Origin of the sequence: Exiguobacterium sp. s132 (assembly GCF_018617235.1) — a bacterium.
GTDB classification, from domain to species: Bacteria; Bacillota; Bacilli; order Exiguobacteriales; family Exiguobacteriaceae; genus Exiguobacterium; species Exiguobacterium profundum.
Genome location: NZ_JACSJU010000001.1, coordinates 1,455,400 through 1,477,900 on the forward strand (window position 1 = coordinate 1,455,400; position 22,501 = coordinate 1,477,900).

Sequence of the window (22,501 nt, forward strand, 5' to 3'; positions counted from 1 at the left end):
CTCCTCACTTCCAACTGTATAGATTCAAAAACAAAAACGATTCACGAATGAATCGTTTTAATAAAATTACACTTCTACTTTCATCTGTTCCGTCTCATTCTGCAAACTCTCTGCGACGCGAACGAGCTCTGACATCGCTCCGTTCACTTCACCAAGACTTGCCGCTTGCTGGCTCGCCGCTGATGTCACTTCATTCGCATAACGCGATGCTTCTTCGACCATGCCAACGATGCCCGCCGAGTTTGTCACAACCGAATCGATCTGACCACGTGACTCATCAAGGAGTGAATCGACCGAATGGACATGACTGTATACTTCATTTGCGGAATTGTGAATCGATGCGAACGCACCACCTGCTTTTTCAACTAAACCGACACCTGTCTCCACTTCTGCTTTGACGTTCGCCATTGAAGACGATGTATCCCCAACGAGACGCTTCACGTCTACGATGAGATCCGTGATTTCTTGAGTCGAGTTCGCTGTTTGTTCCGCGAGCTTTTTCACTTCTGCCGCAACGACAGCGAATCCACGCCCATGCTCTCCGGCACGTGCCGCTTCAATCGATGCGTTCAAGGCAAGCAAGTTTGTCTGTGCTGAGATGTCACTGATGACATCCGTGATCCGTGAGATTTCGCCTGTCATTTCTGTCAACTGGCTGTTGAGCGTCGATGACTGTTCGACTTTCCCGGCAATCGCATGCATCGCATGAACTGAAGACGAGGCAAGACCTTTCCCGCTCTCTGCTTCCTGTTGCATCTCGCTTGCCGAATCAAGCGCCGATGACATCTCTTGGCGGATGCTCTCCATCGTACGCGCGACCGCTCCGAGCAAGTCCATCGAGTTATATGTCGCACTGACGTTATCTTCTAACATCTTGTTGAGAGAATCCATCGCAGAACGGATACTTTCTCCTGCAACGTTCCCTTCTTGAACTGAAGCTGCAATTTCCTGTGCCGAACCCGTCAATTGGTCAGCCGTGTAACGCATGTTCGTGCCTTGTTCCCGAAGGTGTTCGACCATGTTGTCCATCGACAAGAGCAAACGTCCCATCTCTGAACGATCTGTCGTCTTCTCGTCGGCGAAGTGCACCGTCAAATCACCATTCCCGACTTCGACAGCTTTTTCAGAAGCCATCTCGACCGCTTTCAGTGGACGACGGGCAATCAAGTAAATGACGATTCCGCCGAGTGATGAGATGAGTAATGCCACGACCGTACCGACGAGCATGACTTGACCTTGTTCCATCTCGAGTTCCGTCAAGAGTAATAGGGTGATGTAGCCGACCGCTCCGCCCGTGATAAAGGACGTGACCAAAATCCACGCGAGCAATTGCGTCGTAAAGTTTTTAAATACTTTCACTGTTTGTTCCTCCTCATTGTGTTCATCACTTACTATATCGTCCAATTTCCAATGAATGTATAGCGTTTTCAGTTGAACGTTTGGTCAATGAAAAAACGTACTCCGTCAAGGAGTACGTTTCATCAAAATGCTTCATCGTCACGTTCAACATGGATCACACGGCGTGGTGTCGTCGCCGCATCAATTGCGAGCGCGATGGCAGCCGCCCAGTGTAGCATCATCCCGACAAATGGAATGAAGCCGAGCACCGAGGCCGCAATTCCGACCGCCGCACCGTAAGAGAAGCGACTCAATCGACTGAACGAAAGAATCAACACGATCACGTGGTAGACGAACATGAAACCGAGGGGCGAATAGCCCATTCCGATGATGAAGAGACCGCCAAGAAGCGGAATCCCGAGGAAGGCTTCAAACGCCGCGCCGAGCCATTTCAGATTTTTCACCATGTGGTTCACCTCACACTTCAATCATATAAAACTCATAGCCACCATTCTCCGCAAAACCGGCACGTTTATAAATCTCGAGCGCCGCCTTGTTTTCCGTCTCGACATCGAGCTCGACTTTCGTCCGGCCCATGCGGAACAGTTGTTGGACCATCTGTTTCAACATTTTCGTACCGTAGCCTTTGCCTTGTTCGCCTGCTTTGACCCCGAACGCATGGATGCTTGCCGCATCATCCCCAGTGAGAAGGGCGCGAATCACACCGATCGGTTTGCCGTCCACTTCACCGATATACGTCACGCGGTCTGGCGTATCGATTTGTTGATAGATGTTTTCCGTCACATCGACCGGATCTCCGAACGCCTCGCTGAGCGTCGCGATGATGAGCGGACGATCCTCTGACGCCGCCTCACGTAGCGATACTTCGTCCGGCTTCAAGAAGAGTTCCGCTTTTTTCAAGACGAGATTGTATTCCGAGAACTGATACGCCGCCTGAAGATGCTCGAGCACCGCTTTCCCGGATGCCGAGTTTCGGTCGATGACGAACGTGAATGCTTCGCAACCGTTCAACTTCGCGTCTTGTTTTGCCGTTTCGAGTAGTGCCGTGAAGACACCTTGTTTCCGGTATTCAGGATGAACGAGCGCATTCACTTCATACTCGTTCGGAAGATACGGGAAAAGCATGAGATAACCAACGAGCGTCTCCCCGTCATATACCGCATAGTCGTTCTGCCCGACCGACTCATGCCCAACCTTTACGTCGATCTTGTCGTTCGCGTTGACCGCCTGTTCTAACGCTTTGACGTCATCTGCCTGTCTTACTTCTTCTACTGTCCAATTCATTCATATCACCTCATTTGTATTGTAGCACAAAGGAAAAAGCCCGCCGTAGCGAGCAGACATTCAATGATTTCTTTCATTCTGAAAAAGATAAGTCAATTCTCGCATCATGACTGAGATGACGATGACAACAGCCAAGGTGATCAAGCTTTCTTGTTTCGGTAAATCAAATATATACATCGCGACGATAAACAAAAGGATTACAATCAATCCCTCCGAATAATCTCGTCTTCGGCTTGGTAATGTCTTTCGCACACGTCCCCCACCTCTCTGAAAAAACTGCAAACGATTCAGCCGTCTGCAGTCTCTCCATGTTATAACGTTCGGAACTCTAACTCAGGAAGTGTCTCGATCAACTCAGCAATCTCGTCCGTATGCGCCTCCGCACCTGGGACGGCCTCTGTCGGTTCGACCCAGAAGAACGTCTTGTCGTTCGTCCCGAGGTAGTTGCCGTAGCCGATTTCTGTCGCGAACGCTTCTTGCGTCAATTCGCGGTCGATCAAGTCCAGGTGGAACAAGAGTTGGTCGTCCCCGTCCTCAACGTTATAGTATAAATCGAACGTACCGTAGCTCTTCGTGTCCCCGATGTCGACGACGTCCTGCGCCTTCTCGATATAGACATCACCTCGCTCGATCGCCTCGACAATCTTCGACGGCAAGATAATCTCATAACCGAGCTCACGGTCACGAATCGTCTGCGTCGTATCCTCTGTCCGTCCCCGGGACGAGACGACACCAACTGTCGCCACCAATGCACCTGTCACACCGAGCGCGAGCGCCCACTTCATCGATTTGTTCACAAGAACCACTCCTCACTTGTTAATGTCTTCACTTGATTATCCCACAAGTTGACGACTTTTCATTAAATATTCTGAAAAAATGTTTCCCCTTACATTGACGAGTGTCCGTCAATCCCATACGATGGTAGTAACGTACTATAGAAAAGAGGAACTGACATGTCTAACGAAACTACTTTGACACGCGCTCAGCTCGACGCGCTCTTGAAAAACGTCTTCGCCCTTCAAATCCCGGTCATCGAGAAATTCATGACGGATTTGTTTAAACAATATGTCTCCACGGCATCTACGTTCAAACAGGACATGGACACGATGAAAGCAACGGACTGGCACAAGCATTTCTTTGGTCAAAAAGTGATGCCGCACCTCTTCATCGAGAACCTTGGCTTCGGTGCATCGTTCCGTCACCAAGGTCAAGAAAAAGTCGTCAGCATCCCTGAGAACATGACAGTCGTCAAACCGGACTCAGACGCGCAAATCAAAGAGATTTTAGAGAATCTCGACCAGACGCTCGCATTAATGGACGGCGTCAAAAACAAAGGACTCGTCAAGAAGTTCTATAAAGAAACGCTCGAACTGATCTGCCAACTCGGTAGTCGTACCGGTATGATGGATGATTTCTATGACAAAGTCAAAGGTAGTTTGACAACAAGTTAATGACCATCCCCTCGCTCAAAAGACCGAGGGGATTTTTTATGCCTCTTGTCGGACCACGGTCGGAAGCTCCATAAACTGACTCCGACTGTGGAAGACGACCCCGACCATGACGAGCGCGATCCCGGACAAAGCGATTGGCGATGGCATGACGGCATGCAGGAAGACCAGTTCCCCGATGAGCGCGAACAGGACTTCGAGCGCTTGCGTCGCTTCGACGGACGCCAGTCTTCCCATGTCATGTTTGACGAGATCGGTCGCCATGAAGAATAGCACGGTCGCGACAACCCCGGATAACAGGGCGACGAGGAATGTCTGCCCGAGCTGACTCGATGAGGGACGCCCCGTCGTCAACCCGTAACCGAACAACAGGAGCCAGACCGGGAGTGACCCGAGACACATTCCGAGGATTCGCTCGAACACGTCGAGGTCCGTGTGCTGCATCATCTTCCGGTTTCCGAGCGGGTAGGCAAATGCGGCGATGATGACCGGCACGACCCCAAGCCAAATGAACCGAGGTTCGAACGACTCGAAAAACTCCACTTGCATCATTACGACCCCAATGAGAATCAAGACCGAGAAGCGAAGTCCGCGCCATGGGATTCGCTCCCGTGTTCCGTCTGCCTTCTTGAAGAGCGGGGACAACAGTGCCCCGGCGACAATCGTCACTTGCCACGTGCCCGCAATCAGCCACGGGGGTGCGACCTCGGCTGCGAGACAAATCGGGACGTAAAATAGTCCGAACCCGACCGTCCCCCAAAGAATCCATGGACGAGGACGTTCTTTCAATGCTGAGAGGACTCGCTTGAGTCCACCACGAAACGCGACCACAACTAGCAGTAACGGAATCATCCACAAAAAGCGGAGCGAGGCACTATAGGCAAAGCTGCCACCTCCGACTTGCATCACTTCGTTCAACACGAACGTGCTCGCAAAAAACAAGGCGGCGAAGACACCGAGTATGAGTGGACGCATACGTTCCCTCCTTTCCGAATCCTGTCATGTTCTCGACATCTCGCCATTTCTCCTGCAAAAAACGGACGACCCTTGGCCATCCGTCTCTTTATTCCTTCTTGGTCATGTCCGGAGTTCGAGTGCGGCAATCTGCTCCATCCGCTCGAGGATTGGTTTCGCCTGATCGATATACGCCCTCACTTCAACAAGCGACAACGACGCCGCATGCGCCTCCTCATTTCGCCATACTTCATAGACGAATACGGTATCCGCCTCATCGAGCGACACGTGGACCCGATACGATTCACAATCCGATGTCGCCTCCATCTCCCGCGCCGCTTCCGACAAAATTGCTACGAGTCTATCGCGTTGCCCCGCTTTCGTGACAAGCTTTCCAATCAGTGCGTACATTTCCAATCCTCCCCTTTCTCTTGCATCGACTTCTTCCACTTACCATATGCGATTTCCTGCTTGGTCGGTTCACACGTGTAGAGGTTAAAAAAACGGACGACCCTTGGCCATCCGTTAATGAATATCGCGTTTTTGGAAGTTCCCGCCTTTGACCTCTGTCACCTCATACACGACGACGAACGCTTTCGAGTCGACATCATCGATGATGTCTTTGATTTTTCGTTCTTCGAGCCGGTTGATGACACACGTGATTTCGTAATAACTTTCTTTGGAATATGCTCCTTGGATTTGATTCAACGTGGCGCTCCGTCCGAGACGGTCCCGAATCGTCTCGACCATCTCCTGCGGTTCACTCGTGATGATTTTGAACGTCTTCGCCCCGCTCAATCCCTCTTCGACGATATGAATCACTTTCGAGGCGATGAAGTAGGCGATGGCGGACAAGACCGCTCCTTGAAGACCGAACACCGTCGAGACGACGATAAAGACGAACGTATTTAAAAATAAAATCAAATCACTCGTACCGAACGGCAATTTACGGGATAACAGGACAGCCAACATGTCGATGCCGTCAAGCGCTCCCCCGTTGCGAAGCGAAATCCCCATCCCGAACCCGAGGATGATCCCACCGACCACCGTGATGAGGAGCGCATCCCCTTCGATGATAGTCGGAACATGGTGCATAATGACCGTACCGACAGACAAAGACGCAATCCCGGTGACTGAAAGGATGGCGAAGCTCTTCCCGATTTGTTTATAACCCAGATAGACAAACGGAATATTTAACACACCGATGAAAATACCGAGCGGCAGTCCCGTCAGTTGTGACCCGACAATACTGATCCCAGTGACGCCCCCGTCCGAAACGTTATTCGGAATGAGGACCGATTCCAATCCATACGCCGCGATGAGTCCCCCGATGATGTTCATCATCATTTGAAACGCCATCAACCACGTTTTGTTTTCTCGTTTCATCCTATAGACCTCCATCCATTGTTCAACAACCTTTTTAGCCTAACATAAAACAATACCAAAATAATTTATCAAGAATCCTCCATCAATTCTGAATATTCATGTCAGATTCTCTGTCGTAAATGATTGTCGGTTCGTATCATTTGTTATACTTAAGAAAATGGAAAGGGGGCACCATGTATGCAGCGTACACCCATGCCTTCCCCGACACCGGAGGAAGTGCAGCGCTTAAGGCGCGAACATAATCCGATCAAGGCGTCCGAACTGTTTGTAAAAGTCGTCCTTTTGCTGCTCGGCTCCCTCGTCTTTGCCGTCGGCTTGGAGGCGTTCCTCGTACCGAATCAAATCATCGACGGTGGTATCGTCGGCGTCTCGATTATCGTGTCGTACTTGACGGAAACGAAGCTCGCGATTTGGCTCGTCCTCTTCAACTTACCGTTCATCTACTTCGGGTATCGGCAAATCGGAAAGACGTTCGCCGTCGTCACGTTGACAGCCATCCTGCTCATGTCAGCCTTCACCATCGTCCTTCACGACATCAAGCCGTTCACAGACGACCTCCTCTTGTCGACCGTCTTCGGCGGTTTCTTACTCGGTGCCGGAATCGGGCTCGTCATCCGGGCGGGAGGATCACTCGATGGAACGGAAATTCTTGCCGTTTCCTTCACGAACCGATTACCATTCTCCGTCGGAGAGATTGTCATGTTTTTCAATATCTTTATCCTCGGGACGGCCGGATTCGTCTTCAGTTGGGACCGGGCCATGTATTCGCTCCTCACCTATTTCATCGCATTCAAGACGATCGATGTTGTCCTAGAAGGAATTGACCAGTCGAAAGCGGCCTGGATCATCACGTCCGCACCAGACGATATCGGGCAAGCCATCATGGACCGGCTCGGTCGAGGTGTGACGTATCTTCATGGAGAAGGCGCCTACACAGGTGACGGGAAGAAAGTCGTCTTCACGGTCATCAGTCGATTAGAAGAAACGAAATTAAAAGATATTCTCGATGACTATGATGAAAAAGCGTTCCTCGCCATTGGCAACATTCACGACGTCCGCGGCGGACAATTAAAGAAGAAAAACATTCACTAAACGTGAAATCCCCTATAACCGCTGGACCATCATCGCCAACGGTTATAGGGGATTTTTACGCAAATTTGACCTGATTCCGACCATTTCGCTTTGCTTCATATAATGCTTCATCTGCTCTTTCGAACACGACCATGCTCGGCTCATGCCCTGCAATCGCTGCACCGATTGAAATAGTCATCGGAATGATTTCACCTTGAAATTCGAATGGTGTTCGCTGTACCATCTGCACGATGTTTTCTGCCACCTTCGCCATGCCTTCACTACCTTCAATGACGAGCAAAAATTCTTCGCCACCGTATCGTCCGACAAATCCAGACGGCGGACAGCTTCGTTCCAACGTTTGTCCGATATGACGAAGTGCTGCGTCTCCTGCTAAGTGCCCATATGTATCGTTCAACTGTTTAAAATGATCGACGTCGATAACGAGTAACGTCCACGGTTTCCCGGACATTTCCAAATCGTTCATCTGTTCGAGCGTCCGATAACGGTTCGGAAGTCCCGTCAACTCATCAATGGTCGCCCGGTGCGTATGTAGGAGAAACATCCATAGATGCGTCTCGAGCTTCTTTGCGGCCCAATAGCAGAGCCAGGCCCCAAAAGATAACATGAGAAAATAAGGAACAAATACATTTATAAAGACCGTCTCATTCACACTGCCGCTCACTTGAATCAAGACGAGGAGCGCACCTAACCCGATGTAGATGGCATACCCTCTCCCTCGACGAATCGGTAAGCGTGTCATGACAAGAGAAAATAAAAAGAAGACAAATAACAGTAGTAACGAGTCTACGAACGGAGCACTCATTCCGTGCAGCGTCGTGCGTCCGATGAAGATCAGACCGAGCGTGACGATAGCTCCAAACGGTCCAGCGAACGTTGCGGATAAGGCAATCGGGATGAGACGAAGGTCGATTCGTGCATCCCCTAATTCGATGGAGTTGATGGTTAAGAGAATTGCCGTCAATCCGTTAGAGACTCCAAACCAAAAGCGTACGAACAACGGGGAAGTCGGCTGAATCGGTAAAACCGTCCGCATCACATAGAATGTGAGTGACATGAATAAAAAGATCAGACTGATGTTGATAAAAAAACTATTAATACCTGTTTCCACCGATTCCCCTCCTTCCTTTCACGTTTCCATCCTATCCCAACCCATCGAGCGCTGTCATCCATCAATTACCGGATTCATGAAAAAAGTCGAAAGCTCACGCTTCCGACTGCTTTTGAATCATCTGCTTCATCAAGTTAGCACTGTTTCGTGCCGACTCGTTCTCTTCCTGCATCTGAATGTACACCTCATGACGATGAATATCGATATGACGCGGGGCATCAATCCCAAGCTTCACTTGGTCGCCTTCGATGGCGAGTACCGTGAGCGTCACATCGTCGCCGATATGGATGGCCTCACCTTGTTTTCGTTTCAATACGAGCATCAGCGCACCTCCGCTTTCGTGCCACCGAGTGGATAACGAGCTGGATACGCATCGTCTAGGATGACTTGTTTCCCGCGACGTTCCTTCGTCTCGATGACGATTGGTGCTTTCAAGTTGAGCGTCGATGAATCAAAAGGTTCACGAAGCGTCACAATAGAATAGACCGATACGTGTTCCGCCTCCTCGATTCCAAGTTGGTCTTTCGCGCCATCCGACAATTCAAACGCATAGTCCGACTTATGCCAAAACGGATTCGTCACGACGAACGCGCATGCCTGTTCCTCAATCGACTGAAGCGACCAGAACGGTAACTCTTCCCCATACGGGATCAACACGAACGTCTTTGATTCCGGGAATCCGGGAATCTCACTGACGAAGGTGATCGTCTCGGCTTCGTTTATTTCAATCTTGCCAAAGTAGTCTGTTTCAATGAACATGGATTGTCCTCACTTTCAACGCGTTTCATCATACATCCCACCGACCGGCCACATCTCGAGTGACGCCTGTTGACGGAGCGAAATGTCCGTCGTCCACGGCGTGAACGAGATGTCGGTCGGAGTGAGCGATACATCAATTTGGGGTGGTGTGATATTCCACTCGATTTTCACATCCGCCGGCGTATACGTCAACTTGACACGATCGATTGATTTTGGCATGTAGCCCATGTCAACAATCGGATATGGGTCATTCACTTTCTCAGCCGCTATCGAAGGGATTGGATTCCCGTTCTCGATTCGCATCATGCGGTCGCCGTCTCGAGCGATATTCGCCATCGCTTCTCGGGCACCTTGTTCCCCAATCCGTCCGAAATGTTTACCGAGTTCGAGCACACCCTTCAGATTGCTCTCACTTCTCGCTACTGATGAATCAACCTCAAGCTTCCCTTGTGTCGTCTGTTGCGTCATCTCGGCTCTCCCTTGTTGGATGGACAGGTCGGCCCGTCCCTGACGCATCTCGAGTACCGGTCGATTGGATGTCATCTGGATTGCGGCCTGTGTCTGCCGCATCTCAAGTCTCGCGAGATTCATCATCAATTACCGTAAGAAGTCGAGGAGCGTCGGCTGAATGATGCGGGCACCTGCAGATAACGCTGCACGGTGTACAGTTTCATGTGACTTCAGCTCCATAATGACTTTTTCTACATCGATGTCTTCATTATCAGACATGATGGTCTTGGCGATAATCTCATGATCTTGAAGACGATTGTCGACGAGCTCCAAACGGTTTGCTCGGGCACCGAGCTCCGCCCGTTCCGTGATCAAGTTTTGACCTAGTGTGTCGAGCGTATCAAGTTCTGCAGACAAATCTGCCCCGGCAGTCGTTGGATCATTAAGAAGTGTAGTTAATTTGTGAAGCCCTTCAAATAACTCCTTACCAAAAACCGTTTCCGGTTGCATGTTCACTTGTACAGTAATTCCTTTTGACACTTCAAATTCGATTTCCCCACTTGCTGCAGGTGCCGTTCCACTCTCATAAATCGAATCGACAGAACCAGCCGGATTCGCTAAATACGCTTTTAACTGTTCGACATTGATGAGAGGTTGATCTGTTTTCGTACCGTTATAAATATACTTTTCGCCTGCTTTTGAGTTCGCAAGTGAACCGATGTGTTCAATCAATTGATCGACCTCGCTCTTGATGATGGCACGTTGCGACGATTCATACGTATCGTTCGCCGCTTGCGTCGTCAACTCACGAATTCGTTTGACAGCTTCCGTGACTTCGTTCAATGTCGAGTCCGTCAAATCCATCCAACTTGTCGCTTCGCTGACGTTCCGTCGGAATTGGTCGACTTCACGCACCTCGGTCCGATAACGAATTCCTTGCATCGCAACGACTGGATCCTCCGATGCTTTTTGAATCCGTTTCCCGCTGATGAGCTGTTCCTGGACACGAGCGAGTGTGTTGTAACTACTTGATAAATGCTTCAAGTTCGTCTGTGTGAGCATTGTCTGTGTGACACGCATCAGTCATTACCTCCCTACGACACCCATGCCGTTAATGATTTTGTCTAGCATTTCATCGACAGCTGTGATATTTCGAGCCGCCGCATTATAAGCGTGTTGATATTGAATCATCATCGTCATTTCTTCATCGAGCGAGACTGCGCTGACCGATAATCGACGTTGATCCGAACTACTTAAGAGAGCAAATGTACTCTTTGCCAAATTCGCATTTTGGCTTGCCTCGACTGCCATGTTTCCGATGACATTTTGATAGTACTTGCCGATCGAGGTTGAGGTCGTAACCGAACCCGCAAAGTTAAGCGCACTTTCTTTCAATTGCGCAAGTTCGAGAGCACCACTTCCATCCCCGATGTTCCCATCCTTAGATGCTGCAATTAAATCTAAGTTCTTCATGAAATCAGGATTCACAGTAATGGTGGCGGCGCTAGCAGTACCCACGAAAAAGTCAGTTCGACCGGCATTCCCGTCCGCGTCCATGTTTGTTCCATGCGCTACATTAAATGCTGATGCGAAGACGTTCGCCATCTCATCTAAGTCTTTGAGCATGTTGGTGAATCCCCCGTCGATTGCCTCTGGACCAGTTGCACTTCCGTACATTTCAACAAGTGCTTTCCATTTTCCGTTAGGCATGTCGGCATGTGTCATCGATGTATTCGTACCTGCAGCATCGGTCATAGTCATCCCATCAAATTTCCCAACTCCGCCCGTAAGACCGTCTACGAGTTTTACTTCTGTACCGCCGACGGATACACGAATATCGATTCGTCCTTCTGCAACACGTTGCGAGTTCCCACGTGTTTCGCCGTTCGTGTAATCAACAGGCACACGTTCGAACTCAATGTATTGCGACAACTCATCCATGTAGCGATCGCGCTCATCATACAATTCATTTGGCAGAACACCAAGAGGCTCTGCATCACCGATTTGACGGTTGACGTCACTGATTTTCGTCAACAAATCATTGATTTTTTTCGTGACGACCCCTGCTTCGGTCTTTAAGTCATCCTGTACTTTAGTCAATGATGAAGACATATAGTTAAATGTCTGTGCCAACGTCAATGCTCGTTGCCGAACTACGCTTCGCGCACCCGTATCGTCCGGGTTGACCGACAAGTCTTGAAGTGATGCCCAGAACAAGTCGAGCGATTTAGCGAGTCCGTTCTCAGACGGTTCATTGATGATGTCTTCCATCCGACCGAACGCGGCTTCTTTCGTCGCATAGAAGGCGTTCTTCACCGACTCGTCACGATACTGTTGATCGATCATAAGATCGCGAATTCGGGCGAGCGTCTCCCCGCGTACACCTGTCCCGAATTGTCCGGCTTTCGTCCCGCCGAAGTTGACCGAGAGCTGTTCGGTCATCCCGAGTGTGAGTCGTTGGCGCGAATAGCCAGGGTTTGAGGCGTTCGCCACGTTATTCCCGGTCGCTTGAAGCGCCCATTGGTGTGTCGAGAGACTGCGGCGTGCCGTCTCTAATCCCATAAATGTTGAACCCATTCCACTTCCTCCTTAAACGTCACGGCTGAACGAGCGTGTTTCGAACGCTTGTTGTCCGTATGTAAAATCATCTGCTTCCGGCATGAGCATATCCAGATGCCAAGTAATATAACGAAGGGATTGTTCGAGCAACGTCGCGTTCAATTCGTTCTGTCGCTTTAACTCGAACAAGACCGGTCTCAATTCCTCTATCTCTTCATCGTCCAATTCATACGTCCCTTGAAGTCGTTCCGCTTCTTTTTGTGAAATTTGTCGGACGAGTTTCGCTTCTTCTTTGACGAGCGTGCTAAATGCCACCATGTCATTTTGAATGAGTTGCTGTTCTTTTGCGTAAGCCAATTCGAGTAACCGTTTATGTAATGTGAGCATGAGTCTCTCCTTTTTCAAAAAAAGAGCCGACTAAAGAAAGGGGTACCCCTTATTTAGTCAGCTTCCGTGCCGTGTTATTCAGTGCGAAGGCCTCAAACGGACCTCGCTTCCATTCATCCTTGTAGAAAGCGTTTAGCGATTTCGCGCGCGTCCCGTGAATATGTGCCTGCATCAATCTCCGCTTTTAAAGCGTCGATTTTAGCGAGACGGTCCGGATGTTTCACCGGTTCTTCAAACCGGGCGCGAGCTTCCGCCGAAATTGACAATTGGTCCGTTTGGCTTGATTGCGCGGGCTTCGGCTCGACTTGCGTTTTCTTTTCATAAGTGTTTGGTAAGTGTACCCACTTGGCTGAATCGATGCGCATGCGTCTTCCCCCTCTTCATGATGTTAATCCAAACGATAAGCGCGGATACTCGACTTTTTCGCCAAGCCCTCCTGCATCTCCTGTAGACTGGACAGTTCCTTCTGCATTTCTCTCTGGCAGTTCGAACAGATTTTTCCTTCATTCGTAGGCCGACCACAACGGACGCAGCTGATGGCAAGCGCCGGATTGTCTTTGATGATCAAGCGTCCTTCGTGGATGTATCGCGTGATATCAAGTTCAGAGACACCTGTCGCTTCGACGAGGGCTCCGATGGTCGTCTGTTTGTTGGCTGGTTCACGAATGAAATCGCGGACTTTCAAGAAGTTTTTATAATCGACTTCATTACATGATGGACAGTACGGTGAACGTCCCTGTTTCATAAACAAGCGCCCACACATTTGGCAAGTTGCTGCATCCATTGGTTTCACCTCTGCCCTTTATATCGGACGCGATTTTGATTTGTTTAGCGCCCGAAACAAGCAAATCGCAGAAACTTCTGATGCACCTGCCTGTCGCAACGAAAATGCCGCCTGATGAAGGGTCGTTCCCGTCGTATAGACGTCGTCTACAAGAATGATTTTCCCATATTTCACTGAAGTTGGTACAGTGAAAGGGTTCGTTCGGTGTCGTCTTCCTTCTTTCCCGAGTTCACGTTGACTTGAAACCTCCGTTTTTTCGAGAATCTGCCGCGTCGGACCGATATATCGCGCGAGCACCTCGGCCTGATTGAAACGACGTGTCTGAAGTCGCTCCTTACTCAACGGAATCGGAACATAGGTCACGCCAGATGAACGCAATGCCCGAAGCGCTGGGGCAACCGATGAGGCAATGACGACATCCCCGCTGAATTTATATCGATGTAGCCAGTCAATTCCTGCATCATCGTACGCGTACAGGCAGCGGACGGTCAAGTCGAGACCGAGTGCGAGCCAGCGGATGCAGTCCGGACACGTCTCACCGGTCTCATTTGGTTGACCGCAGCGTGGGCAACCTGTCCCGAGCGGCGTCAGTTTCGACTCGCAAGAGGGACACACCCAGCCCCGTCGCCATAACGTGTCAGGTGTCCACGGGACGGTCATCGACTCATGACAAAGAAGACATTTCATCGCCGATTCGCCTCCCTGATCTTCTGGATGGCAACATCTTGTCGGAATGTCCGCTCCTTGTAAAAGAAACAGACCTCTCCTGTCGGTGTGTCCGGTTTTCGCCCCGCCCGACCCGCCATCTGAATGAGACCCCGCGTCGAGAAGAGACGATGTTCACTTTCAACCACGGCGACCTGCACGTCGCGAACCGTCATCCCTCGCTCCCAGATTGAGGTCGCAAGGACGATCCCTTTCGTTTCTTGAAGCCAATGGAGTGTATCCAACCGTTCTTCCGTGTCAGCAGAAACGGTTTGACACGTGATACCTGCCTCTTGTAACCGACTTTCATATCGCTCCAAATCAGGCTTCGTCGGCACAAACAAGAGACGGGGTTTCAAGGCGTGACGTCGACAGAAGTCTAGGAGTCGTTCGTCGGACTGTTTGACAAGTGTCGGGACCGGCAAATCGAATCCGTGATAGCGCCGCGACAGATGAACCTTCGGAAGCAATTGTTGCCAAACGGTCGGGGTCGCCGTGATAAATAAGAAGACATTTCTCCCGGCCCGACGGATTGTATTCCAAAGTGCCACATCAAAGGCAAACGGGAAGGCATCGGACTCATCGACGAGCACATAATCGAACACGTCACGTAAATTCATGAGTAACGGTGCGGTCGCCACCGTGATCATCCCAATGGAGTCTTTTTCTCCCCCTCCATATCGTTTAGTGACAGGGACTGTGAACGCCTGTTCTAATCGTTCGACCCATTCGATGGCGACATCTTTCCTCGGAGAGACAACCAACACTCGCTTCCCTTCATTGACGACACGCTCAATCACGGGAAACGTCATCTCGGTCTTCCCAGCGCCACACACCGCATGCACAAGTCCCGTCCTCCGTTCGTCCCACCACGTGAGCAGTTGGTTCGCGACCCGCTTTTGGTCTGGGACGAGCTCGAATGGCATCGTCAATTCGGTCGTCTCGGTTGGAGTTGTGATGTCCCGTTCCTGTAGAAAATCACATCGGCAGACACGCCCGAGGTACAAACAATTTCGGCAATAGGCACAGCGTCCATGATGACAAGTGAACGTCCGGACGTGCGTGCTGAGACAGCGTTGGCAGACGCCTAAGCGGATGGCTCGTTTTCCTTTCGGTGCGACAATAAGTTCTCCCATAACCTGACTCCTTTTTGTCATCACGCTACCAAAATACCTATGTAAATACGATTCAACTTATCAAAAACAACATAGGTCTACTACACAAATAGGACCCGACGAAAAAGTCGGGTCCCATCTGTTAAATCTGTTTATAGAACATGATCGCCTCATATGGACGAAGAGACAACGACATTCCGTCGAGCTCAGGCACGTCGTAGTTGTGACTGACGACGTTCACCCGCTCGAATCCTTCTGGAATCGTGTACGTCGTTTCAATTCCATAGAAGTTGGCGACGACGAGTAGCTCCTCTCGGTCCGTCTTCCGTGTATATGCCCAAACGTCTAGCGAATCAGGAGTAAGAAGCGTGTAGTCTCCGTCCGTCAAAACGTCAAGTTCTTTTCGTAATGCAATCAAGTGTTTGTAGTGGTAGAACACCGAGTTCGGATCACGAAGCGCCGTTTCAACGTTCACGTCCTCATAGTTCGGCGCCACGTTGATCCACGGTGTGCCGCTCGTGAAGCCGGCATGTGTCGTTGCATCCCACTGCATCGGCGTTCGCGAGTTGTCGCGTGACTTCTGTTTGATGGCGGCCATCATGTCATCATGCGACACGCCCTCTTCCCGCTTCAACTTGTAGATGTTGAGCGTTTCGATATCCCGATATTCATCGAGCGAGTCGAAGCCGGGGTTCGTCATCCCGATTTCTTCCCCTTGATAGATGTACGGCGTCCCTTGAAGGCCGTGGAGCACTGTCGCAAGCATCTTCGCGCTCTCGACGCGGTGGTTCGTGTCGTTCCCAAAACGGCTGACGACACGTGGTTGGTCATGGTTGCACCAGAAGATGGCGTTCCATCCTTTCCCGTGCATCCCACGTTGCCACGTCGACATGATGTCTTTTAATTGAACGAAATCGAACGGCGCCGCGATGAATTTCTCGCCGTTCGGATAGTCGACTTTCAAGTGGTGGAAGCTGAACGTCATGCTGAGCTCGTTCTCGTCCGGGTTTGAATAGCGTACGCAGTGATCGAGCGTCGTCGAAGACATCTCCCCGACCGTGATGACGTCATGCCCATCAAATACTTCTCGGTTCATTTCTTTTAAATATTCGTGGATGCGTGGACCGTCCGTATAGAACTTGCGACCGTCCGATGCGTCTTCTGGGAAGTTCTGTTCTTTTGAAATGAGGTTGATGACGTCGAGACGGAATCCTTTGATTCCTTTTTTACGCCAGAACCGCATCATCTCGTAGACGTCCTCGCGCATCTGTTCATTCTCCCAGTTCAGGTCAGCTTGTGTCACGTCGAACAAGTGGAGATAATATTGTCCGCTCTTCTCATCATATTCCCACGCATTCCCACCGAACTTCGATTCCCAGTTCGTCGGTTCGTCGCGCCAGATGTAGTAGTCACGGTACCGCTCGTCTCCCGCCAATGATTTTTGGAACCATTCGTGCTCGGTCGAAGAGTGGTTGACGACGATGTCCATCATGAGGCCGATGCCCCGCGCCTCTGCTTCACGGATCAATTCGTCGAGGTCCTCCATCGTTCCGTAAGACGGGTCGATGGCATAATAATCACTCACGTCATAGCCATTATCGTGTTGAGGTGACTGATAGACAGGCGTCATCCAAATGTATTCGATGCCGAGTTCTGCCAAGTAATCCAGCTTCGCCGTCACCCCTTTGATCGATCCGGTCGCGTTCCCTTCCGGACTGTAAAAACTTTTCGGGTAAATTTGATAGACGACTGATTTGCGCCAATTTTTCTGTGTCATCAACGACATCTCCTTTTTGTAAGAGTTTTCATTTCAATAGGAAAAAGGGAAGAACTGCCGTCCCTCCCTCCCGAGTCATTACTTATGCGACTTTGTTTTCTTCAAGTTCACCTTTCTTCATGTAACGCTTCGACAAGATGAAAGTGAGCGCGAACGGAACGATGATCGCGATGACCATGCCCACGATGAAGAGAAGGATCTTATCTGTGAAGATTGAGAGGAATCCAGGGAGTCCTCCGACACCGATGGCGATTGCTTGCACATCGTTCAATGTGATAAAGATAGCAGCGATTGCCGACCCGATCATAGCTGAGTAGAACGGGAATTTATTTGGTAAGTTGACCCCGAACATGGCCGGCTCTGTGATTCCGAAATAAGCCGAGATGGCTGAAGTCGATGCCATGCTCTTTTGTTTCGCGTTGTGCTTGTAGACGAAGAACATCGCGAGTGCGGCCGAACCTTGAGCAATGTTTGAGAGTGCGATCATCGGCCAGATGAACGTACCGCCTGTATCTGCGATCAACTGAAGGTCGATGGCGATGAACAAGTGGTGCATCCCGGTGACGACGAGCGGTGCGTAGAACAATCCGAAGAGGAGTGCCCCGACGACCGGTACGGCTTCGAACGTGTTGACGAGTCCTGTCGCGATCACGTTCCCGATTCCACGAGTGACCGGTCCAACGATTGCGAGTGCGAGGAATCCTGTGACAACGATTGTTGTGATTGGAACGACCAAGAGTTGGATGGCGTTCGGTACACGTTTTTTCAAGAACATCTCGATTTGGCTCAAGATATAGGCAGCGGCGAGTACCGGCAAGATTTGACCTTGGTAGCCGACTTTCTCGATTTCGAAGAGTCCGAGGATATCAAACGTCGGGACATCTCCTTCAAGTGCTGCCGTTCCGTAGCCCCATGCATTCAAGAGGTCCGGGTGAACGAGCAAGAGACCCATGACGATCCCGAGTACTTCGCTCCCACCGAATCGTTTCGTCGCCGACCAACCGACGAGTGCAGGTAAGAACACGAATGACGTATTCGCCATCATGTTGATGAGATCCCAAAGTCCTTGCAGGTTCGGATACGCCTCGATGAGCGTTTGTCCTTCGATGAAGAGACCTTCCGATGCAAGTAAGTTGTTGATCCCCATAAGGAGACCGGCTACGATGATGGCTGGAATGATTGGCATAAAGACGTCAGAGAAGACTTTGACGAGTTTTTGAAGCGGATTCATTTTTTTGCCGCCCGCAGATTTGACCTCGGCGACCGTCGCCGCCTCAAGTCCAGCGAGCTTGATGAACTCGGCATAGACGCGATCGACATCGCCGGCTCCGATGACGATTTGATACACGCCGGAGTTCTCGAACGCCCCTTTGACGAGGTCGATTTCTTTCACGCGTGCCTCATCGACTTTTGATTGATCCTTGAGGGAGAGACGTAGACGCGTCACACAGTGCGCGGCCTTGTCCACGTTGTCTTTGCCCCCGATCGCTTCTAAGATCTCAGCGGCAATTTGACGATAATCTGCCTTCATGTTGAATGTCCTCCTTTGTTTGAAAACTGTAAATGAAAACGGTTACTTATGAGTACAAACAAAGTATAACTTATCTATATAAGTTAAGTCAACAACTTATATATACAAGTTAAACATGAAAGTTTTGCGTCGTGATTTACTGTTAAAATTCCCCTATTTTGACTTAGGACAAACAAAAAACCCCTTCCTGTACGAAAGAGGTTTACCTACGGGCGACGTCGCTAAACTGGAACTTGTCCAATCGGTGACGCGACTCCGTATATTCAAATTGTTGTCCTTCATATAAGAACGTATCGTTCGTGATGACGATGACGTATTCATAGTCATGCAAGTCGAGCCGTTTCCGGTCAAGTTCCGTCACGTCTTCAGCTGCAATCTTCCGTTTCGCATAGCTGATTTGTAGCCCAAGCTCATCTTCGATATATCCATAAATCGATCGAGCCGCAATCTCTTCTGTCAGACCGGGGACGAGATCTTTGACGAAATAGTTGATATCTAAGATAACGTTCTCCCCGTCAAAGTTTCGAACCCGTTCGATGCGAAACACATGCGTCCCTGGCGCTAAGTTCATCCGTTCGGCGAGCCATGTCGGGGCTTCTATCTCTTCGAACGAAGCGACGTGGGTCTGAATGGAACGACCGAGCATGCTCGCGTAGACCTCTGAAAAACTGACGATGCCATTGAATTGAAACTCGATCTGGTCACGTTTCAACACGAACACGCCTTTTCCATGATGCTTCCGGACATACCCGTTCTCCTGTAAAAGATCGAGCGCTTTCCGGACCGTCCCCCGGCTGGCCTCGAACTGATGCATCAACTCGGTTTCAGACGGAAGCTTTGAGTCAGCGGGTCTCGTGCCATTTCGCATCTCTTCTGCCAGACGCTCAAAGATTTGGCGATATTTCGCCATTTCATTCCCTCCTCCATTGAAAAAGACGACCTTAGACGGTCGTCTCTCTTACCATTCGCGACGATACCACGTGATGCCGATTGCACCAGGTCCGAGATGCGTTCCGATGACGGGACCGAAATGGCTTCCCGAGATGTGTGCTTTCGGAAACTTCTGCTTCATCGAAGCGATCTCTTCCGCCTGACGCTCCGGGCAGTTGGCGTGAATGATACCAATGCAGTACCCTTCGCCGTCCCCGGCAATCGATTCGTCCATCATCTCTTCGATTCGGCGTACGGCCTTCTTGTATGTCCGAATCTTCTCGAACGGGACGATCAATTTATCTTGGAAATGAAGGACCGGTTTGATTTGCAAGAACGATCCGACGAGCGCTTGCGCCGCACTCAATCGTCCGCCGCGTTGTAAATGGTCGAGGTCATCGACGACGAAGTACGCGCGAATCGAATCACGGACCGCTTCAAGTCGGGCGATGATTTCTTCTGGTGTCGCCCCGTTGTCACGGAGGTGAAGGGCCTCTTCGACCATGAACGCTTGCGGCATACACGAAATCTCTGAGTCAAACGCATGAACCGTCACATCGACCATGTCATTTAGCGCGACCATCGATTGGTACGTTCCGCTGATTCCACTGGAGAGCGTGATCGCAATCACGTCCGTCACATCGTCCGGCAAGCTTTCAATCAATTCCACCGTCTCACCGATGACCGGTTGCGACGTCGTCGGCAGGTTACCCGCCTCGATACGCTCATAAAACGCCTCGGTCGACATATCAATCGACTCGCGGTACGACGCGCCATCGAAGATGACACTGAGTGGTGCGACATGGACGTCATGTCGCGCCAAAAAATCATCCGACAGATAGGCGGTACTGTCGGTTAAAATCGCAATGTTTCCCATACTATATCCTCACTTTACGTCGTTTCATTTTTCCAATTATGTTAGGATTCCATTCCATATTGTAACACAAAAACGAGGTAAAGCATCGGTGACGCTCAAATCTCGACCCAACCCCGGCGAATCGCATCCACGACGGCTTGCGTCCGGTCGTTCACGTCCATTTTACGAAGTACGGAGGAGACGTGGTTTTTGACCGTCTTCTCACTGATAAACAGCATGTCACTGATGTCTCGGTTCGAGCGACCGTCGGCGAGAAGGTGCAACACCTCGACCTCACGGCGCGACAATAATTGATAGACCGGGTCATCTGTACGGCTCTCGACGCCACGTCCCGCCTGTTCCCCTTTGAATTGTAAGAGACGGCGGTAATCCTTCAGTACGTTCGTTGTCACTTTCGGATGAAGATACGCCCCATCCTTTGCGACGGCACGGACTGCCGAGATCAATTCTGTCGATGCGACTTCTTTTAATAAGAACCCTGATGCCCCCGCTTCAAGCGCATGTGTGATATACGACTCATCATCATGGATTGACAGAATGAGGACACGTGTCTCTGGTGAAAGAAGTGACAGTTGCTTCGTCGCCTCGATTCCGTTCATGTCCGGCATGTTGATATCCATAATTAGAATTTCCGGTTTTTGCTCGCCAGCGATGCGGATTGCTTCGCGTCCCGTACGCCCTTCGGCGACAACTTTAAATTCATCCTCCAAATCAAAAATCCGCTTCAATCCCTCGCGGAACAGTTCGTGATCATCCACGATCGCAATGCGTGTCTGTGTCATTTCCATGTATGTCTTCCCCCTTGTTCTCTCACGGAATCGGAATCGACATCCGGACGACTGTCCCTTTGCCGACTTCCGAGTCGATGGTGATGCTTCCGTTCACCAATTCAATTCGTTCGCGCATTCCGACAATCCCAAACGACTCTTCGCCAATTGCGCTCGGTTCAAACCCGATGCCATAGTCGCGGACGTGGATGTGAATCACGTCGCTCGCTTGCTCGACATTGACGATGATTTCGGCTGTTTTTGCATGTTTGATCGCATTTTGTACCGATTCTTGAACGAGACGGAACACGTTAATCTCCAGCTTCTCCGGTAATCGCGCACGCGACCCTCGATAGTTGAGACGTGTCTTGATTGCCGTATACTCCTCCGTTTGATGGAGATAGCGCTCGAGCGTCGGCAAAAAGCCTAAATCATCAAGCGACATCGGACGTAAATCATAAATCAAACGACGGACGTCGACGAGCGCCCCACGAATTAGCTTTTTCAATTCATGTAATTCGGCAAATGCCTCATCTTTTCCTCGTTTATCAAATGTCTTTTCAATCAGGTCGGCCCGTATCAGAATATGAGCAAGCGATTGCGCTGGACCATCGTGCATCTCGCGGGCGAGATGGCGCCGTTCGCGCTCAGCCGCTTCGAATACGCCGATGGCCATCTCTTGTTTTTTCATCATGTCCGAATACTCTTGCTGTAAGTCATCCCGTAAGAAGTTCAAGACGACACTCACGCGACCAATCAACTTTTCGGCACGTTCGATCGTGTCCTCTAAGATGAGCAGACGACGCTCTAAGTCGTTCCGGCGTTGCTGTGCCGCCATCTCTTCTTTTTGGACAAGAAAGCGTTCGAGTTGCATTTGATTTGCCCGTTCGTAGGCTTCGCGAATTTCTTGTTCACTATGTATATGAAACTTTTTACTGACTTGAACGAGCTTGGCCTTTGCAGCTTTCACGAGTCGGTCGAGTCGATCGGACTCCTCGATGTAGAACTCGATTTTATCCGTCAATTCTTTTAACTCGTTTTGAATTGCTGAATATTCAGTTGCAGAACTTTCGGTTATACGGACAATCTCCTCTTTACTTTCCGTCACCGTTTCAATCATATTTGTTATGATATGTTCTAAAGCTGTCCGATCGGTAATATGATTCACGATGCCATCCCCTAATAGTTCGGTAGTTAATCCTCATCTATTCTTATATATCGTCCCA

27 protein-coding genes are annotated in these 22,501 nt (G+C 50.2%); 2 read left to right on the forward strand and 25 right to left on the reverse strand.

The annotated features are described in order from the left end of the window. Nucleotides 1-66: 66 nt before the first annotated feature. The 5 genes from KNO78_RS07415 to KNO78_RS07435 form a co-directional block, all read right to left on the reverse strand. Nucleotides 67-1,359, reverse strand: a complete 1,293-nt coding sequence (locus tag KNO78_RS07415) for a methyl-accepting chemotaxis protein (RefSeq protein WP_159562662.1) — start codon at nucleotides 1,357-1,359, stop codon at nucleotides 67-69. Between the two features lie 122 nt (nucleotides 1,360-1,481). Continuing rightward, nucleotides 1,482-1,805 (reverse strand): hypothetical protein, encoded by a 324-nt coding sequence (locus tag KNO78_RS07420; RefSeq protein WP_074036219.1) that lies wholly within the window; start codon nucleotides 1,803-1,805, stop codon nucleotides 1,482-1,484. A gap of 10 nt (nucleotides 1,806-1,815) precedes the next feature. Next, nucleotides 1,816-2,643 carry a GNAT family N-acetyltransferase gene (locus tag KNO78_RS07425; RefSeq protein ID WP_214690634.1) on the reverse strand — a complete coding sequence of 276 codons (828 nt, stop codon included), beginning with the start codon at nucleotides 2,641-2,643 and terminating at the stop codon, nucleotides 1,816-1,818. A gap of 60 nt (nucleotides 2,644-2,703) precedes the next feature. After that, on the reverse strand, nucleotides 2,704-2,895 hold the full coding sequence (locus KNO78_RS07430; protein ID WP_214690633.1) for a hypothetical protein: 192 nt from the start codon (nucleotides 2,893-2,895) through the stop codon (nucleotides 2,704-2,706). 59 nt (nucleotides 2,896-2,954) lie between these two features. After that, nucleotides 2,955-3,440: a hypothetical protein gene (locus KNO78_RS07435; protein WP_196431017.1), complete on the reverse strand. Its 486-nt coding sequence runs from the start codon at nucleotides 3,438-3,440 to the stop codon at nucleotides 2,955-2,957. Nucleotides 3,441-3,596: 156 nt separating this feature from the next. Here KNO78_RS07435 and KNO78_RS07440 point away from each other — a divergent pair, with 156 nt between their 5' ends. Continuing rightward, a complete protein-coding gene (locus KNO78_RS07440) occupies nucleotides 3,597-4,094 on the forward strand; it encodes a hypothetical protein (protein ID WP_214690632.1) in 498 nt (165 codons plus the stop codon). Nucleotides 4,095-4,130: 36 nt separating this feature from the next. Here KNO78_RS07440 and KNO78_RS07445 read toward each other — a convergent pair whose 3' ends face one another. The 3 genes from KNO78_RS07445 to KNO78_RS07455 form a co-directional block, all read right to left on the reverse strand. Next, nucleotides 4,131-5,066, reverse strand: coding sequence for a DMT family transporter (locus KNO78_RS07445; RefSeq protein WP_214690631.1), 936 nt, complete (start codon nucleotides 5,064-5,066; stop codon nucleotides 4,131-4,133). A gap of 102 nt (nucleotides 5,067-5,168) precedes the next feature. Next, on the reverse strand, nucleotides 5,169-5,456 hold the full coding sequence (locus KNO78_RS07450) for a putative quinol monooxygenase (RefSeq protein ID WP_214690630.1): 288 nt from the start codon (nucleotides 5,454-5,456) through the stop codon (nucleotides 5,169-5,171). Between the two features lie 114 nt (nucleotides 5,457-5,570). Next, complete coding sequence (locus KNO78_RS07455; protein WP_214690629.1) at nucleotides 5,571-6,431, reverse strand: YitT family protein; 861 nt, start codon at nucleotides 6,429-6,431, stop codon at nucleotides 5,571-5,573. Nucleotides 6,432-6,608: 177 nt separating this feature from the next. Here KNO78_RS07455 and KNO78_RS07460 point away from each other — a divergent pair, with 177 nt between their 5' ends. Next, complete coding sequence (locus tag KNO78_RS07460) at nucleotides 6,609-7,523, forward strand: YitT family protein (protein WP_084543049.1); 915 nt, start codon at nucleotides 6,609-6,611, stop codon at nucleotides 7,521-7,523. Between the two features lie 55 nt (nucleotides 7,524-7,578). On the opposite strand, the gene KNO78_RS07465 is transcribed toward KNO78_RS07460, so the two are convergent. From KNO78_RS07465 to KNO78_RS15685, 17 genes are all read right to left on the reverse strand, one after another. Further along, on the reverse strand, nucleotides 7,579-8,634 hold the full coding sequence (locus KNO78_RS07465) for a GGDEF domain-containing protein (RefSeq protein WP_214690628.1): 1,056 nt from the start codon (nucleotides 8,632-8,634) through the stop codon (nucleotides 7,579-7,581). A gap of 94 nt (nucleotides 8,635-8,728) precedes the next feature. After that, nucleotides 8,729-8,956 carry a carbon storage regulator CsrA gene (csrA, locus tag KNO78_RS07470; RefSeq protein WP_012726976.1) on the reverse strand — a complete coding sequence of 76 codons (228 nt, stop codon included), beginning with the start codon at nucleotides 8,954-8,956 and terminating at the stop codon, nucleotides 8,729-8,731. Then, entirely contained in the window at nucleotides 8,956-9,393 is a 438-nt protein-coding gene (gene fliW, locus KNO78_RS07475) for a flagellar assembly protein FliW (RefSeq protein ID WP_196431021.1), read from the reverse strand. Before fliW ends, csrA begins: the two co-directional genes overlap by 1 nt. 15 nt (nucleotides 9,394-9,408) lie before the next feature. After that, a complete protein-coding gene (locus tag KNO78_RS07480) occupies nucleotides 9,409-9,963 on the reverse strand; it encodes a DUF6470 family protein (RefSeq protein WP_230872833.1) in 555 nt (184 codons plus the stop codon). Between the two features lie 27 nt (nucleotides 9,964-9,990). Then, the gene (gene flgL / locus KNO78_RS07485; protein WP_214690627.1) at nucleotides 9,991-10,923 is read right to left on the reverse strand and encodes a flagellar hook-associated protein FlgL; all 933 of its coding nucleotides are present in this window, start codon (nucleotides 10,921-10,923) and stop codon (nucleotides 9,991-9,993) included. 6 nt (nucleotides 10,924-10,929) lie between these two features. Then, entirely contained in the window at nucleotides 10,930-12,420 is a 1,491-nt protein-coding gene (gene flgK / locus KNO78_RS07490; RefSeq protein WP_214690626.1) for a flagellar hook-associated protein FlgK, read from the reverse strand. Between the two features lie 12 nt (nucleotides 12,421-12,432). Continuing rightward, the gene (gene flgN, locus KNO78_RS07495; protein ID WP_074036203.1) at nucleotides 12,433-12,789 is read right to left on the reverse strand and encodes a flagellar export chaperone FlgN; all 357 of its coding nucleotides are present in this window, start codon (nucleotides 12,787-12,789) and stop codon (nucleotides 12,433-12,435) included. 113 nt (nucleotides 12,790-12,902) lie between these two features. Beyond that, nucleotides 12,903-13,154, reverse strand: coding sequence for a flagellar biosynthesis anti-sigma factor FlgM (locus tag KNO78_RS07500; protein ID WP_074036202.1), 252 nt, complete (start codon nucleotides 13,152-13,154; stop codon nucleotides 12,903-12,905). A 23-nt stretch (nucleotides 13,155-13,177) separates the two neighbouring features. After that, complete coding sequence (locus KNO78_RS07505) at nucleotides 13,178-13,573, reverse strand: flagellar protein (RefSeq protein WP_074036201.1); 396 nt, start codon at nucleotides 13,571-13,573, stop codon at nucleotides 13,178-13,180. A gap of 18 nt (nucleotides 13,574-13,591) precedes the next feature. Further along, nucleotides 13,592-14,260: a ComFC family protein gene (locus KNO78_RS07510; protein WP_214690625.1), complete on the reverse strand. Its 669-nt coding sequence runs from the start codon at nucleotides 14,258-14,260 to the stop codon at nucleotides 13,592-13,594. Next, nucleotides 14,257-15,414 (reverse strand): DEAD/DEAH box helicase family protein, encoded by a 1,158-nt coding sequence (locus KNO78_RS07515; protein ID WP_214690624.1) that lies wholly within the window; start codon nucleotides 15,412-15,414, stop codon nucleotides 14,257-14,259. Before KNO78_RS07515 ends, KNO78_RS07510 begins: the two co-directional genes overlap by 4 nt. A 121-nt stretch (nucleotides 15,415-15,535) precedes the next feature. After that, nucleotides 15,536-17,170 carry an alpha,alpha-phosphotrehalase gene (treC, locus tag KNO78_RS07520; protein WP_214690623.1) on the reverse strand — a complete coding sequence of 545 codons (1,635 nt, stop codon included), beginning with the start codon at nucleotides 17,168-17,170 and terminating at the stop codon, nucleotides 15,536-15,538. A gap of 82 nt (nucleotides 17,171-17,252) precedes the next feature. Then, on the reverse strand, nucleotides 17,253-18,701 hold the full coding sequence (treP, locus tag KNO78_RS07525; protein WP_074036194.1) for a PTS system trehalose-specific EIIBC component: 1,449 nt from the start codon (nucleotides 18,699-18,701) through the stop codon (nucleotides 17,253-17,255). 202 nt (nucleotides 18,702-18,903) lie between these two features. Beyond that, nucleotides 18,904-19,611: a trehalose operon repressor gene (gene treR / locus KNO78_RS07530; protein WP_159562677.1), complete on the reverse strand. Its 708-nt coding sequence runs from the start codon at nucleotides 19,609-19,611 to the stop codon at nucleotides 18,904-18,906. 48 nt (nucleotides 19,612-19,659) lie between these two features. Beyond that, a complete protein-coding gene (locus tag KNO78_RS07535; RefSeq protein WP_214690622.1) occupies nucleotides 19,660-20,508 on the reverse strand; it encodes a DegV family protein in 849 nt (282 codons plus the stop codon). A gap of 95 nt (nucleotides 20,509-20,603) precedes the next feature. Beyond that, nucleotides 20,604-21,296 carry a response regulator transcription factor gene (locus KNO78_RS07540; RefSeq protein WP_159562679.1) on the reverse strand — a complete coding sequence of 231 codons (693 nt, stop codon included), beginning with the start codon at nucleotides 21,294-21,296 and terminating at the stop codon, nucleotides 20,604-20,606. Between the two features lie 22 nt (nucleotides 21,297-21,318). After that, nucleotides 21,319-22,443: a sensor histidine kinase gene (locus tag KNO78_RS15685; protein WP_196431028.1), complete on the reverse strand. Its 1,125-nt coding sequence runs from the start codon at nucleotides 22,441-22,443 to the stop codon at nucleotides 21,319-21,321. Between the last annotated feature and the right edge of the window lie 58 nt (nucleotides 22,444-22,501).

Excerpts from the sequence above, each read along its gene's own strand:
- KNO78_RS07420 (WP_074036219.1), bottom strand. The coding sequence starts at position 1,805 with ATGGTGAAAAATCTGAAATGGCTCGGCGCGGCGTTTGAAGCCTTCCTC.
- KNO78_RS07425 (WP_214690634.1), bottom strand. The coding sequence starts at position 2,643 with ATGAATTGGACAGTAGAAGAAGTAAGACAGGCAGATGACGTCAAAGCG.
- KNO78_RS07440 (WP_214690632.1), top strand. The coding sequence starts at position 3,597 with ATGTCTAACGAAACTACTTTGACACGCGCTCAGCTCGACGCGCTCTTG.
- KNO78_RS07445 (WP_214690631.1), bottom strand. The coding sequence starts at position 5,066 with ATGCGTCCACTCATACTCGGTGTCTTCGCCGCCTTGTTTTTTGCGAGC.
- KNO78_RS07450 (WP_214690630.1), bottom strand. The coding sequence starts at position 5,456 with ATGTACGCACTGATTGGAAAGCTTGTCACGAAAGCGGGGCAACGCGAT.
- KNO78_RS07455 (WP_214690629.1), bottom strand. The coding sequence starts at position 6,431 with ATGAAACGAGAAAACAAAACGTGGTTGATGGCGTTTCAAATGATGATG.
- KNO78_RS07460 (WP_084543049.1), top strand. The coding sequence starts at position 6,609 with ATGCAGCGTACACCCATGCCTTCCCCGACACCGGAGGAAGTGCAGCGC.
- csrA (WP_012726976.1), bottom strand. The coding sequence starts at position 8,956 with ATGCTCGTATTGAAACGAAAACAAGGTGAGGCCATCCATATCGGCGAC.
- fliW (WP_196431021.1), bottom strand. The coding sequence starts at position 9,393 with ATGTTCATTGAAACAGACTACTTTGGCAAGATTGAAATAAACGAAGCC.
- KNO78_RS07480 (WP_230872833.1), bottom strand. The coding sequence starts at position 9,963 with ATGCGGCAGACACAGGCCGCAATCCAGATGACATCCAATCGACCGGTA.
- flgL (WP_214690627.1), bottom strand. The coding sequence starts at position 10,923 with ATGCGTGTCACACAGACAATGCTCACACAGACGAACTTGAAGCATTTA.
- flgK (WP_214690626.1), bottom strand. The coding sequence starts at position 12,420 with ATGGGTTCAACATTTATGGGATTAGAGACGGCACGCCGCAGTCTCTCG.
- flgN (WP_074036203.1), bottom strand. The coding sequence starts at position 12,789 with ATGCTCACATTACATAAACGGTTACTCGAATTGGCTTACGCAAAAGAA.
- KNO78_RS07500 (WP_074036202.1), bottom strand. The coding sequence starts at position 13,154 with ATGCGCATCGATTCAGCCAAGTGGGTACACTTACCAAACACTTATGAA.
- KNO78_RS07505 (WP_074036201.1), bottom strand. The coding sequence starts at position 13,573 with ATGGATGCAGCAACTTGCCAAATGTGTGGGCGCTTGTTTATGAAACAG.
- KNO78_RS07510 (WP_214690625.1), bottom strand. The coding sequence starts at position 14,260 with ATGAAATGTCTTCTTTGTCATGAGTCGATGACCGTCCCGTGGACACCT.
- KNO78_RS07515 (WP_214690624.1), bottom strand. The coding sequence starts at position 15,414 with ATGGGAGAACTTATTGTCGCACCGAAAGGAAAACGAGCCATCCGCTTA.
- treC (WP_214690623.1), bottom strand. The coding sequence starts at position 17,170 with ATGACACAGAAAAATTGGCGCAAATCAGTCGTCTATCAAATTTACCCG.
- treP (WP_074036194.1), bottom strand. The coding sequence starts at position 18,701 with ATGAAGGCAGATTATCGTCAAATTGCCGCTGAGATCTTAGAAGCGATC.
- treR (WP_159562677.1), bottom strand. The coding sequence starts at position 19,611 with ATGGCGAAATATCGCCAAATCTTTGAGCGTCTGGCAGAAGAGATGCGA.
- KNO78_RS07535 (WP_214690622.1), bottom strand. The coding sequence starts at position 20,508 with ATGGGAAACATTGCGATTTTAACCGACAGTACCGCCTATCTGTCGGAT.
- KNO78_RS07540 (WP_159562679.1), bottom strand. The coding sequence starts at position 21,296 with ATGGAAATGACACAGACACGCATTGCGATCGTGGATGATCACGAACTG.